Source organism: Streptomyces sp. Root1310 (assembly GCF_001426425.1).
GTDB lineage: Bacteria > Actinomycetota > Actinomycetes > Streptomycetales > Streptomycetaceae > Streptomyces.
This window is the reverse complement of record NZ_LMEQ01000001.1, coordinates 2,053,919-2,065,929: the sequence shown is the minus strand read 5'-3', so window position 1 is coordinate 2,065,929 and position 12,011 is coordinate 2,053,919. Positions and strand designations below refer to the sequence as shown.

The 12,011-nt window shown below is 73.1% G+C and carries 12 protein-coding genes; 5 read left to right on the top strand and 7 right to left on the bottom strand.

Translation table 11 applies throughout. The features are described 5' to 3' along the window. The first annotated feature begins 364 nt into the window (after positions 1-364). The gene (locus ASD48_RS08905; RefSeq protein WP_057600803.1) at positions 365-556 is read left to right on the top strand and encodes a hypothetical protein; all 192 of its coding nucleotides are present in this window, start codon (positions 365-367) and stop codon (positions 554-556) included. Between the two features lies 1 nt (position 557). On the opposite strand, the gene ASD48_RS08900 is transcribed toward ASD48_RS08905, so the two are convergent. Continuing rightward, positions 558-2,204 (bottom strand): DNA repair helicase XPB, encoded by a 1,647-nt coding sequence (locus tag ASD48_RS08900; RefSeq protein WP_057601091.1) that lies wholly within the window; start codon positions 2,202-2,204, stop codon positions 558-560. A 161-nt stretch (positions 2,205-2,365) separates the two neighbouring features. Here ASD48_RS08900 and ASD48_RS08895 point away from each other — a divergent pair, with 161 nt between their 5' ends. Next, positions 2,366-2,920 carry a hypothetical protein gene (locus ASD48_RS08895; RefSeq protein ID WP_199875685.1) on the top strand — a complete coding sequence of 185 codons (555 nt, stop codon included), beginning with the start codon at positions 2,366-2,368 and terminating at the stop codon, positions 2,918-2,920. A gap of 10 nt (positions 2,921-2,930) precedes the next feature. On the opposite strand, the gene ASD48_RS08890 is transcribed toward ASD48_RS08895, so the two are convergent. Beyond that, complete coding sequence (locus tag ASD48_RS08890) at positions 2,931-5,642, bottom strand: helicase C-terminal domain-containing protein (RefSeq protein ID WP_057601089.1); 2,712 nt, start codon at positions 5,640-5,642, stop codon at positions 2,931-2,933. A gap of 206 nt (positions 5,643-5,848) precedes the next feature. Here ASD48_RS08890 and ASD48_RS08885 point away from each other — a divergent pair, with 206 nt between their 5' ends. Then, entirely contained in the window at positions 5,849-6,850 is a 1,002-nt protein-coding gene (locus ASD48_RS08885) for a hypothetical protein (RefSeq protein ID WP_057600802.1), read from the top strand. Positions 6,851-6,873: 23 nt separating this feature from the next. Next, positions 6,874-7,521, top strand: a complete 648-nt coding sequence (locus tag ASD48_RS08880) for a haloacid dehalogenase-like hydrolase (RefSeq protein ID WP_057600801.1) — start codon at positions 6,874-6,876, stop codon at positions 7,519-7,521. On the opposite strand, the gene ASD48_RS08875 is transcribed toward ASD48_RS08880, so the two are convergent. After that, positions 7,497-7,748, bottom strand: a complete 252-nt coding sequence (locus ASD48_RS08875; protein WP_020130261.1) for a hypothetical protein — start codon at positions 7,746-7,748, stop codon at positions 7,497-7,499. The two genes, ASD48_RS08880 and ASD48_RS08875, sit on opposite strands and share 25 nt — an antisense overlap. Before the next feature lie 181 nt (positions 7,749-7,929). On the opposite strand from ASD48_RS08875, the gene ASD48_RS45920 reads away from it, so the two are divergent. Further along, positions 7,930-8,313 carry a cold-shock protein gene (locus ASD48_RS45920; protein WP_020130260.1) on the top strand — a complete coding sequence of 128 codons (384 nt, stop codon included), beginning with the start codon at positions 7,930-7,932 and terminating at the stop codon, positions 8,311-8,313. 40 nt (positions 8,314-8,353) lie between these two features. Here the strand turns inward: ASD48_RS45920 and ASD48_RS08865 are convergent, their stop codons facing one another. From ASD48_RS08865 to ASD48_RS08850, 4 genes are all read right to left on the bottom strand, one after another. Next, positions 8,354-9,235: a 1,4-dihydroxy-6-naphthoate synthase gene (locus tag ASD48_RS08865; RefSeq protein WP_057600800.1), complete on the bottom strand. Its 882-nt coding sequence runs from the start codon at positions 9,233-9,235 to the stop codon at positions 8,354-8,356. Beyond that, positions 9,225-9,920, bottom strand: a complete 696-nt coding sequence (locus ASD48_RS08860) for a futalosine hydrolase (protein ID WP_199875683.1) — start codon at positions 9,918-9,920, stop codon at positions 9,225-9,227. Before ASD48_RS08860 ends, ASD48_RS08865 begins: the two co-directional genes overlap by 11 nt. 23 nt (positions 9,921-9,943) lie before the next feature. Then, positions 9,944-10,456 carry a hypothetical protein gene (locus ASD48_RS08855; protein WP_057600799.1) on the bottom strand — a complete coding sequence of 171 codons (513 nt, stop codon included), beginning with the start codon at positions 10,454-10,456 and terminating at the stop codon, positions 9,944-9,946. A 74-nt stretch (positions 10,457-10,530) separates the two neighbouring features. Continuing rightward, positions 10,531-11,964, bottom strand: coding sequence for an MFS transporter (locus tag ASD48_RS08850; RefSeq protein WP_199875682.1), 1,434 nt, complete (start codon positions 11,962-11,964; stop codon positions 10,531-10,533). Positions 11,965-12,011: the final 47 nt, after the last annotated feature.

The window sequence follows — 12,011 nt, the reverse complement described above, 5'->3', positions numbered from 1 at the left end:
GACAAGGGGGTGCCTCCGGACCGGCTGAGGGGGGCGCTGCGGTGGGTCCGTCCGGTTTCCGTCCGGACGGCGGCACTCCGGGAAGGGAGGCGGGCAAGAGCGGAGATTGTAGGTGAACGGCGGAGGGGCGTGCCAACGCATTTATCCGCTCGAGCCCCCGAGGGGACTCGCTCGCGCCCCCGAGGGGACCCGCCCGAGCTCCGGGGTGGGGATCCTCGCCGAGCCCGTGGAAGCGCTTCGTACCCCTACCCGACCTCGCCCGTCCCGTAGGGGAGACCCCCGCCCACAGGTGTACCGGAGTAGTACGCCGAAAGGGGACCTGGGACCGATGCCCGCTTTATGCCCCGGAGTCCATCATGGAGACATGAGTGCAGCGACCCTCACCCCGGCCCCCGGTCGCCCGTCCGGCGCGACCTCCCTGTCCGACACGCCAGACCTGCACCGCCACCGGCTCGGCGACGCCCTGCGCGCCGTGAAGGTCTTCGCGGGCGCCGCCTTCGACGTGATCATCCTGGGCGAGTACGGCGAGGAAGCGGGCGTCCGCCGCCGCAGGTGACTCAGGCCTCACCCGCGAGCAGCTCGTCCGCGTCCATGATCCGGTACGCGTAGCCCTGTTCGGCCAGGAAGCGCTGGCGGTGCGCGGCGAAGTCCTGGTCGAGGGTGTCCCGTGCCACCACCGAGTAGAAGTGGGCCTGGTGGCCGTCCGCCTTGGGGCGCAGGACACGGCCCAGACGCTGGGCCTCCTCCTGGCGGGAGCCGAAGGTGCCCGAGACCTGGATGGCGACCGTGGCCTCCGGCAGGTCGATCGAGAAGTTCGCGACCTTGGACACCACCAGCACGCTGATCTCGCCCTCCCGGAAGGCGTCGAAGAGCTTCTCGCGCTGGGCGTTGGAGGTCTCGCCCTTGATCACGGGGGCGTTCAGGTGCTCGCCCAGCTCGTCCAGCTGGTCGATGTACTGGCCGATGACCAGGATCTGCTGTCCCGCGAAGCGGCGGACGAGCGCCTCCGTCACCTTCCGCTTCGTTGCCGTCGTCGCGCAGAAGCGGTACTTCTCCTCCGCCTCGGCGGTCGCGTACGCCAGCCGCTCGGAGTCCGTCAGGTTGACGCGGACCTCGACGCAGTCGGCGGGCGCGATGTAGCCCTGCGCCTCGATCTCCTTCCACGGCGCGTCGAACCGCTTCGGCCCGATCAGGGAGAACACGTCCGACTCGCGGCCGTCCTCGCGCACGAGCGTCGCGGTCAGCCCGAGGCGGCGGCGCGCCTGGAGATCCGCCGTGAACTTGAAGACCGGCGCCGGCAGCAGATGCACCTCGTCGTAGAGGATGAGCCCCCAGTCCCGGGAGTCGAACAGCTCCAGGTGCGGGTAGACGCCCTTCCGCCGGGTCGTCAGCACCTGGTAGGTGGCGATCGTGACCGGCCGGATCTCCTTGCGCGTACCGCTGTACTCGCCGATCTCCTCCTCGGTCAGCGACGTCCGCTTCACCAGCTCGTGCTTCCACTGCCGCGCGGACACGGTGTTCGTGACGAGGATCAGGGTGGTCGACTTCGCCTGGGCCATCGCCCCGGCGCCGACGAGGGTCTTGCCCGCACCGCACGGCAGCACCACGACCCCGCTGCCGCCGTGCCAGAAGTTCTCCACCGCCTGCTTCTGGTAGGGCCGCAGCGCCCAGCCGTCCTCGTCCAGCTCGATCGGGTGCGCCTCGCCGTCGACGTACCCCGCGAGGTCCTCGGCCGGCCAGCCCAGCTTCAGCAGCGTCTGCTTGATCTGCCCGCGCTCGGAGGGGTGCACGGCGACGCTGTCCGGGTCGATCCGCACGCCGACCAGCGGAGCGACCCGCTTGGAGCGCAGGATCTCCTCCAGTACCGGCCGGTCGGTGGTGGTGAGCACGAGCCCGTGCGCCGGGTGCTTGCTCAGGGTCAGACGGCCGTAACGGTCCATCGTCTCGGCGATGTCGACGAGCAGCGCGTGCGGTACCGGGTAGCGGCTGTACTGCACGAGCGCGTCCACGACCTGCTCGGCGTCGTGGCCGGCGGCCCGCGCGTTCCACAGGCCCAGCGGGGTCAGCCGGTAGGTGTGGATGTGCTCCGGCGCCCGCTCCAGCTCCGCGAACGGCGCGATGGCGCGACGGCAGTCGTCCGCCTGCTCATGGTCGACCTCCAGGAGCAGAGTCTTGTCCGACTGGACGATCAGCGGTCCGTTCACGTACGCCATCCCTTCCGCACGGGCCAAACCTCCAGTGTGCCGTACGGCGCGCCGTAGCGGTGGCGCGCTTCTTCCCGGCGGCCCCGCGCAACCCTGACCTGCGTTCGTGGGTCTGACCGGGGGAGCAGCGCGATGGGCGCGACGCGGTGGGGAGTCACGGTATGTCGGTCCTGTCGTTCCGCAGGGGTGCGGTCGGCGTGGGAGCCGCGGCGGTGCTGGCGGCCACGGGCACCTGGGTGATGTGGCCCGCGGACATCGACGGGCGGCTGTGGAGCGAGGTACGGCCGGTGATCGAGGCCAGGATCGCGGCGGAGTCCTCGGGGAGCGGTTACGGCGAGACCGTGCCCGCGCTCGAGGCGCGCTGGTTCTGCCGGGCGGAGGCGCTCGAACTGGAGGAGCACGCGGGCGTGGTCCGGGCCGGCGTCAACACGCTGTGCGTCGAGTACGGGGTGCGGGACGACAGCCTCGTCGAGTGCGGGGCCGGACAGTATCCGCAGGTGGTGCGGCTGGAGCGGGACGAGGCGGCGGCCGGGGGCTACCGGGTCGTCGCCCGGGAGGAGCCGCCGGACGGCGACGGATACGGGCGGTGGACGGAGTCCCACTTCGGGGTCTTCACCCGGTCCTCCCTCCAGGACCCGATGTCGTCCCACGCCCTGGAGGCCACGGCCCGCGCCCACTTCGGCCTGCCGGCGGACGCCTCGATCGGCGAGTGCTGACCGGCCGGGTTCAGTCGTCCGCCAGTTCCGCCACGCCGGTGATCCGGTGCAGTGGATAGGTGCGGACCTCGTCCGCCGTGTGGTCGTACGCCGTCACGAAGCCGCCCTCCACCCGGACCGGGGCGATGACGCGCTGGCTCGAGGTGCCCTCGGCGTTGACGTAGCCGATCCACAGGGCCTCGCCGGTGAGGACGGCGGCCTGCATGGTGGCGAGGGTCTCGGCGGAGCTGGTCCGGGGGAGTTCGCCGGGGGCGAGCGGGGCGGCGTCCTCCGTCGGCTTGCGGGGGGTCGTGGCGGCCAGGTCGCCGGCCCTGATCGCGCGGATCGCCGCGGTGAGCAGCGTGCTGTCGGGCACCGGCGGACCGTCCGGCACCGGCTCGGGGGCCGTGCGGGGCGGGGTGCGGTGGGCATGGGCGCGGGTGATCAGGACGTCCCCCTCGGCCGACTCGGCGGCGGGCGCGAAGCCCATCGCGCGCAGGCCCTCGAGGAGGGCCGCCGGGTCGGCCTGGGTCGCGAGCACCGTCGGCGCCAGGCGGCGCAGGCGCAGGGCGGCGGCGCGCTTGTCGGCGAGGATCTCGTTCAGCAGGGCGTCGTCGTCGCAGCGGACGTAGGCCGAGGCCGCGCCCACCCGCAGATGCCCGTGCCGACGGGCCACGTCGTCGATCAGGTACGTCAGTGGCTGCGGCACCGGCGTACGGGAGTGCTCGGCGAGGAAGGCGTGCAGGTCGGAGGCGCTGCGTCCGGCGTCCAGAGCGCGGCGCACCGAGCCGGGGGTGAAGCGGTAGACGGTCGCGCCGCCCTTGGACTCGACGTCCGCGAGGACACTCAGCACGTCGGCCAGCGGGCGCCGCAGCGGGCCGGGGGCGACCGCGGTCAGGTCGGCCTGGAGCAGGACGTGGTCCAGCGGCTCGGGGAGCAGCGGGGCGAGCAGACGGGCGGCCGCCGCGGTGGCGACGGCCTGCTCGGGAGGTGAGAGGGGCGTGGCCGGGGATCCGGCGGCGGCCGCGCGGTGCCGTGCGGGCAGCTTGTCGCCGGGGCCGAGCTCCTGGGCGTGACCGGCCGGGTCGTCCTGCGCGGCGGGAGTGAAGGTGGGGGTAGGGGTGGTGGCGGCCCCGGCGGTGGCCGGTTCGGGCGCGGGCCTCGCCCCCAGCAGGGCCCGTCCGTGCGCCGACAGCGCGCCCCGGCCGGTCACGCCCAGGAGTTCGGCCTCCGTCAGGGTCCAGCGGGCCAGCCGGGAGCGCAGGTCGTCGTCGCCCTGAGCGCCCTGAGTGCCCTGCACACCTTGCTGTCCCTGCCCCTGCTGGGCCTGCTGGGCCTGCTGCCCCTGCTGTGCCTGCGCACCCTGGGGGCTCTGCCGGCCCTGCGGTCCGCGCAGCGGGCGCTCCCAGCGCAGCCGGGCCAGCACCGCCTCCGGGTCCGGGACGGCACCCTCGGGCAGCCCGGCCAGCAGGGTCAGCACCCGATGGCGCACCTCGGGCGCGGCCGACCGGTCCAGGCCCGGTCCCAGCGCCGACAGGGCCCGCTCCTTGAGGTCACGGCCGCCGACCACCCCGGACGTCCGGGTCGCCGACAGCCACGCCTGCGCGAGCTGCGCCCACCGGTCGGCGGGCGGCCGCTGCAGCCACTCGTCGTACTCCGGGGTGGCCGCGTACCGCTCGTCGGCCTCCCCGTCGGAGGCGAGCAGCCCGGCCGCGTACGCCAGCTCGACCCAGAACGCGGCCATCGGCTCGGACACGTCGAGGGCGACGGCCGTCCGCTTCAGGTCGCGCACGCTCAGCCCGCCGGCCCGCAGGACCGCGGGGCCGCCCTCGTGCCAGTCCTTCAGCAGCTCCTCCACGGTCGCCAGCGTCGTGTACGCCTGCCCGGCGGCCGTCGCGTCCACCACCTGGGGGCGATGCGTGGCGACCGCCTCGACGGTGGGCGGCACGGGTTCGGCCGTGCGGTGGGCCCGGCCCTCGCGCAGATGCAGGGCGACCTCGCGGGGCAGTACGACGGTCCCGGGCGCCGTCGGCAGCAGCAGCCCGCGATCGAGCAGCCAGCGCAGTCGCGCCGCCGGATCGGCCGTGATCTGCCCGTACGGTGGCCCCCACATCAGCCGTCTCAGGACGTCGACGGAGTCGGCGGGCGCCTTCGCGAGCAGGGCGGTCATCTTCTTGCGGTGCGTGAACAGGGCGGTGAGCGCGCCGACGGCGGACACCGAGTCGTGCGTGGACGGCAGCCCGGCGGTCGCCACCAGCTCCTGGATCCGGCCCGGCGACATGCCCGCGGTCGCCTCCCGCACGCTCGGCCCGAGCCCGGTGGGGGACGGGTGCTGCGCGGACGGCGCGAGCAGTTCACGGGCGGTGCGGACGAGGCGGAGGCTGCCTTCGTCGCCCCAGACCAGGGCCTGTTCCCGCAGGGCCGTCAGGGCGCCGGGCAGGGCGTCGGCGACCGCCTGGTCGCCGTCGTCGCCGGCCATCAGCCCGAGCAGTTCGGTGTACGTCGCCGGGTCGCCGGCCACGGCCAGCGCCTCCGCGGTCTGGAGGGCGAACCGGTCGAGCCGTTCCAGCGCGCGGACGACGGAGGCGCGGGTGCCGGCGCGGGTGGCGAGCTGGGTGAGGTCGGTGGGGACCGGGGTGATGAGGTCGGGGCGGGCGCGCAGCAGTGCGGCAAGGGAAGTGTCGTCCCGGGCGCGGAGCGCTGCCGCTAGGGAGCGGGGGGCCCGCTGGTCCTCGGTGCTCATCTTGCCCACGGTAGCGGTTGGCGTCCCCCGGGGGCTCCGCCCCCAGACCCCGGTATCGGCCCTGAGCGGGCCTCGTCCGCGATCGCCGGACGGGCTGGAAGGTCCGGACCCGTGCTCGACCGCGGGCGTTCCGCCTCTCCTCGACCCCCGGGGCCTGTCGGTCCGGAGGAAGCGGTGGGAGTGAGGGGAAGCGGTAGCTTCTTCCCGTGGGGATCGAGAGCGACCAAGTCGTCTACGAGTATCTGAGCCGGGTCGGGGACGTCGCGCAGCAGCGGCAGTTGTCGTCGGCCGCGCGGATGCGGCTCGTCTCCGAGCTGCGCAACGAGATCGACCGGCGCCGCGCGAAGGCGGTCGTCGACTCGCCCGCCGCCGTGCGCCGCATCATCGACCGCCTCGGCAGCCCGGACGACATCGTCGCGGCCGCGGCCGACCGCGCCGGCGACGCGCCGCAGACGCCGGCGCCCTCCGTGCCCGCGCAGCGCGACCGCGAGGAGGAGCCGGAGCGGCCGAAGGGGATCCGGCGGGTCGTGCCGCGGCCCCGGACCGGCGCGCCGCCTCCCGCCGCCCCCTCCGACGTGGCGTCCCCGCCGCACCGCGCCCCCGCGCACGAGTTGGGCGACAGCCGTGAGACGCCCGACTGGTGGCTGAACGAACCGACTCCGCTGGGCATCGGCGAGGACGTGCCGGGGTTCGTCGGCGGAGTGGAGATCCCGGACCTGCTCAAGCCTCCGCGGCCCGGGAAACCGGAGGAGGAGCGGGAGGTACCGGAGGAGGACGAGGGCGAGGGGGAGCCGGGGGCGGACGAGGGCGACGCCAGGCCTCGGCGGCGTCGGTTCCGTGTCCTTCGGCGCTCGCCCTCCGGTGAGCGGGCCCGCTGGAGCAACCCCCTGCTGCTGATCGCCGCCGGCTGTCTGATCGTCGGCGCGGTGCTCGGTAACTGGTTCGGGCTGATCCTGGGGTGGCTCCTCGCCTACGCCTCGCGCCGGCTGACCGAACGGGAGACGAAGTTCGCCGTCATGTGGCTGCCGGGGCTCGCGCTCACGGCCGGGCTCGTCTGGCTGTGGGGGCGGTCCGAGGGACGCTGGGGCGACCCCATCGCGGACGGGCACATGAACGACGCCGTCGCGCAGACCTGGCCGTGGGTGATCCGGGGCGCGGCCGTGGCGTCGGCGCTGTTCCTGGTCTGGCGGTCACAGAAGCCGAGGTAGGACGGATGTAGCGGCCAGGCAGAATGGGCCGCATGACGTCACCCGTGATCACCGTCGGCTTCGACCTCGACATGACCCTCATCGACTCCCGGGCCGGTATCCGCGCCACCTATGTGGCGCTCGCCGAGCGTACGGGGACGTACATCGACGCCGACCTGGTGGTCACCCGGCTCGGGCCGCCGCCCGAGACCGAGCTGGCCCACTGGTACCCGGCGGAGCGGGTCGCGGCCGTCGCCGACCTGTACCGCTCGCTGTACCCCGAGCACGGCGTCACCGGCGCGACCGCGCTGCCAGGCGCCCGCGAGTCGATCGCGGCGGTGCGGGCGGCGGGCGGGCGGGCGATCGTCGTCACGGCCAAGCACGAGCCCAACGCCAAGCTCCAGGTGGAGCATCTGCGCCTCGATCCCGACGCGGTCATCGGCAACCTGTGGGCCGAACAGAAGGCGGAGGCGCTGCGTGAGCACGGCGCGAGCGTCTACGTCGGCGACCACGTGGGCGACGTACGGGGCGCGCGCGCCGCCGGGGCGCTGTCGGTGACCGTGCCGACCGGGCCGATCGATGCGGAGGAACTGCGGACGGCCGGTGCGGATGTGGTGCTCGCCGACCTCACCGAATTCCCGGCCTGGCTCACCGGTCACCTGAAGGCCTACCGCGCGGCACCCCGCGCCTGACGACGGCCCGCGGCGACCGATTGCAGGACGCCGGCGCCCGCGACGAGGAATCCGACGCCCATGAGCATGCTCAAGCCGAACATGTACGTCGGAAAAGGCGTCGTATCGAGGAGGAGTGGGGCGACTGTGACCAGTGTGGCCACGGCGCCCACGAAGAACACGATGGCGCCGGCACGGATCAGCCGGTCACCGGGGGCGGCGGAATTCGTTTGGGTTTTGTCACGCACCGGACCAGGGTAGTTCCCTGCGCGAAGGAACAACCGGGGGACGTCTTGTCACCGGCCCGAAGACCATTAGCCTTGGTACCGGCGGGTCGTGGTCGACCCGCCCGAGTGCTATCCAGAGCCGTTCAGAGCTGTTTCGGTGTCGAGAAGCAGCTTTCCGACGAGTACGAGGACGAGGACAGACGTGCCTACCGGCAAGGTCAAGTGGTTCAACAGCGAGAAGGGCTTCGGCTTTCTCTCCCGTGACGACGGCGGTGACGTCTTCGTCCATTCCTCCGTCCTGCCTGCCGGAGTCGAGGCACTGAAGCCGGGTCAGCGAGTGGAGTTCGGCGTCGTCGCCGGACAGCGCGGCGACCAGGCCCTCTCCGTCGTCATTCTCGACCCGACCCCTTCGGTCGCCGCCGCACAGCGCAAGAAGCCCGACGAACTGGCCTCCATCGTCCAGGACTTGACCACCCTCCTCGAGAACATCACACCGATGCTCGAGAAGGGCCGTTACCCGGAGAAGACCTCCGGCAAGCAGATTGCCGGACTGCTGCGCGCGGTCGCCGACCAGTTGGACGTCTGACCGGTACCGGCCGACGGAAAATCGCTATCCGCCGAGGGCGTTACGGGAAATCGAGTGCATCCGGGCCGAGGGGCGGCAACAGCCCCTCGGCCGCCGCGCGTGTCAGCAATCCCCTGACCGCCGCATAGCCGTCCTCGCCCAGGTCCGCCGTGAACTCGTTGACGTACAGACCGATGTGCTGGTCGGCGACGGACGGGTCCATTTCCTGGGCGTGTTCCATGACGTACGGGCGGGACACCTCGGGGGCGTCCCAGGCGGCGCGCACGGAGGTACGGATCGAGTCGGCGAGCCGGGTGAGGGTCCGCGTGCCCAGTGAGCGCTTGGCGATGATGGCGCCGAGCGGGATCGGCAGGCCGGTCGTGGACTCCCAGTGCTCGCCCATGTCCGCGAGCTTGTGCAGCCCGTAGTCGCGGTAGGTGAAGCGGGCCTCGTGGATCACCAGCCCCGCGTCGACCTTTCCGTCCCGCACGGCCGGCATGATCTCGTGGAACGGCATGACCACGATCTCGCCGACGCCACCCGGCACCCGCTCCGCCGCCCAGAGCCGGAACAGCAGGTACGCCGTCGACCTCTCGCTCGGCACGGCGACCTTGCGGCCGGTCAGCACCCCACCGCCGGCGGCGTCGGAGGCGCCCCCGTCCTCACCGCCCTCCCGCGTCAGCACCAGCGGGCCGCAGCCCCGGCCCAGCGCGCCCCCGCAGGGCAGCAGCGCGTACTCGTCGAGGACGTACGGCAGCACGGCGTACGACACCTTCAGCACGTCGAACTCACCGCGCTCGGCCATGCCGTTGGTGATGTCGATGTCCGCGAACGTCACGTCGAATCCGGGCGCGCCCGGCACCCGGCCGTGGGCGAGGGCGTCGAAGACGAACGTGTCGTTCGGGCAGGGCGAGTACGCGATCTTCAGATCGTCACCGGTCATGCGGGTTCCAACTCTCCAGGACGGGTGTGAGCTTCCCGAAGGCCGTGGTCAGGGCGGCGAGCGCGGCGCCGATGCGCCAGGCGTCGCGGTCGCGCGGGCCGACGGGGTTGGAGACCGCGCGGATCTCCAGCACGGGCACGCCGTGCGCGGCGGCGGCCTCGGCGACCCCGAAGCCCTCCATCGCCTCGGCGAGGGCACGCGGGTGCAGCGCGCGCAGGGCGGCGGCCCGGGCGGCGGTCCCGGTGACCGTCGAGACGGTCAGGACGACGCCGGTCAGCGCTCCGGTGGCGGCCGCGGTCTCTCGTACGAGGGACTCGGGCGGACGGTGGGTGACGGTGCCGAAGCCCAGCTCGGTGACGGGCAGGAAGCCGTCGGCGGTCTCGGCGCCCAGGTCGGCGGCGGTGATCTCGTCGGCGAGGACCAGGGAGCCGACCGGAGCGGCGGGCGCGAAGCCGCCGGCGATGCCCGCCGAGACGACCAGGCCGTAGGGGTCGCCGCTCAGCGCGGCGGCCGTGAGGGCGGCCGAGACGGAGGCGGCGGCCAGGGCCGGGCCGACCCCGGCGGCGAGGAGGTCACAGGGCTCGTCCGCGCGGTGCAGGGTCACCCCGGGCAGCCGTACCTCACGGCCGGGCCCGGACAGCGCCCCTGCCACCGCGTCCCGTTCGGCGGGGACCGCGGTGGCCACGAGGACACGGTTGCCGGACGTGGTCAGTCGTCCTTCTTGAGCTTGAACGACCACAGGCCGGTCACCGCCTGGCTGTCCTTCTTCCCGTCGCCGGCCTTGATGGAGACGAGGGTGGAGTCGCCCTGGGCGCCGTACTGGGCGTTGAAGAACACGCTGCCCGGGATCGTGCGGTAGGTCTTGTCGCTGTCCTCGGTGAGCGGCTGACCGTTCATCAGGATCGTCCAGCGCTTGTCGGCCACATCGGGGTCGACGCCGAAGCGGACGGTCTCGTCCGGGTCGACGGTGATCGACTTGATGTCCTTGTCCGCGAGGCACTTGGTCAGCGCGGCGGCCTGGAGGGTGTCACCCTCCCCGCCACAGGTGGCCTCGGAGCTGACGGAGGTACGGCCGACGGTGATCGTGGAGAGCGGCGTCGGCTTGTCGCAGGCCGCCAGGACGAGCAGTCCGGCGGAAACGGCGCCGGCGGCGGCGACGACGCGGCGGCGTCGCGCAACGCCAGGTACATCAGCGGCTCCGCCGCGGGGCATCGTGGTCATGGCGGAAGGCTATCGGGCACGCCCGGCCGTCTCTTTACGTGGGGGGCGGCGTGGCTGTGTGTTACGCCACGCGGTTACGCCACGCGGGGCTTCGCACCGCTCCCGTGACGCGCCGAGGACAGCAGACCGCGGACCGTCGTCAGCCAGCCCAGCGCGATCACCGCGGCGGCCACCGACAGGCCCAGCGTGCCGTTCAGCGGCATCACGATGCCGACCGCGCCGCCGAACACCCAGCACACCTGGAGCAGCGTCTCCGAGCGGGCGAACGCCGAGGTGCGCACCAGCTCCGGCACGTCCCGCTGGATCAGCGCGTCCAGCGACAGCTTGGCCAGGGCCTGCGAGAACCCGGCGATCGCCGCCATGCACGCCACCAGGAACGCCCCGAAGAACACCGCGGCGGTGATCGCAGCGCCCAGCACGACGGCGACGACCGTCACGATGATCAGCTCCGGCGCCTTGGAACGCAGCCACGCCCCCACCGCCGTACCGAGCGCGTTGCCCACACCCGCCGACACCGCCACCATGCCCAGCGACACCGCCGCGCTCTGCCCGGTCAGCGGGTGCTCGCGCAGCAGGAACGCCAGGAAGAAGGTCAGGAACCCGGACAGCCAGCGCAGCGCCGCGTTGGCCGCCAGGGCGTGGGTGACGGCGATGCCGACGGTCCTGAGGCCCGGCCGCTTCACCGGCTGCCGGTGCGGGCCGTGCAGATGCTGCTCGTCGGCGGCGAGCAGCGCCACGGCCTCGCCCTTGGCGGAGTCCACCTTGCGGGGCAGCGAGAAGGACAGGAACGTACCGGCCACGAAGATCAGGAAGGCGCCGTAGAGCGGATAGCGCGGTCCGAGGGCCTGCAGTCCGGCCCCGACGGGCGCGGCGATACCGGTGGCGAGCAGACCGCCGAGGGTGACCCGTGAGTTGGCCTTGACCAGGGAGAACCTGGGCGGCAGCAGCCGGGGCACCACGGCGCTTCTGACCACCCCGTACGCCTTGGAGGAGACGAGCACGCCGAGGGCCGCCGGATACATCTCGATGCTGCCGGTGGCCACGGCCCCGGACAGCACGAGCGCGAGGAGCGCCCGGGCGAGCATGGACCCGGCCATGGCCGCGCGCCGCCCGTGCGGGAGCCGGTCCAGCAGGGGGCCGATCACCGGAGCGAGGACCGTGAAGGGGGCCATGGTGATCGCGAGGTACAACGCGACGCGCCCGCGGGCCTCGTCGGTGGGCACCGAGAAGAACACGGTGGAGGCCAGCGCGATGGTGATCATGACATCGCCGGCGCCGTTCACGCCGTGCAGCTCGATCAGCTTGCCGAGGCCGGACTCGCCGGCGCCGTGCGCGTGGGTGGCCTTCCGGATCCCGCGGGCGGTACCGGTGAACGGGAAGTGCAGGGCACGGCCGACCGCGCGGACGGACCCGCTCATCCGGCCCGAACCGCTCACCCGGCTCCTCCCCTTGTTCCCCTTCGTCGCACCGATCCCGGTGGCGCCCTGGGGTGTCCTCGCGGCTGCCACCCCGTCATAGTGCCCCGTAAAAGCGGTACGTAGTGCGGTTACCGCGC

Bases quoted from the DNA above. Each gene is read 5' to 3' on its own strand.
- ASD48_RS08905 (WP_057600803.1), top strand. From the start codon at position 365: ATGAGTGCAGCGACCCTCACCCCGGCCCCCGGTCGCCCGTCCGGCGCG.
- ASD48_RS08895 (WP_199875685.1), top strand. From the start codon at position 2,366: ATGTCGGTCCTGTCGTTCCGCAGGGGTGCGGTCGGCGTGGGAGCCGCG.
- ASD48_RS08890 (WP_057601089.1), bottom strand. From the start codon at position 5,642: ATGAGCACCGAGGACCAGCGGGCCCCCCGCTCCCTAGCGGCAGCGCTC.
- ASD48_RS08880 (WP_057600801.1), top strand. From the start codon at position 6,874: ATGGGCCGCATGACGTCACCCGTGATCACCGTCGGCTTCGACCTCGAC.
- ASD48_RS08865 (WP_057600800.1), bottom strand. From the start codon at position 9,235: ATGACCGGTGACGATCTGAAGATCGCGTACTCGCCCTGCCCGAACGAC.
- ASD48_RS08855 (WP_057600799.1), bottom strand. From the start codon at position 10,456: ATGACCACGATGCCCCGCGGCGGAGCCGCTGATGTACCTGGCGTTGCG.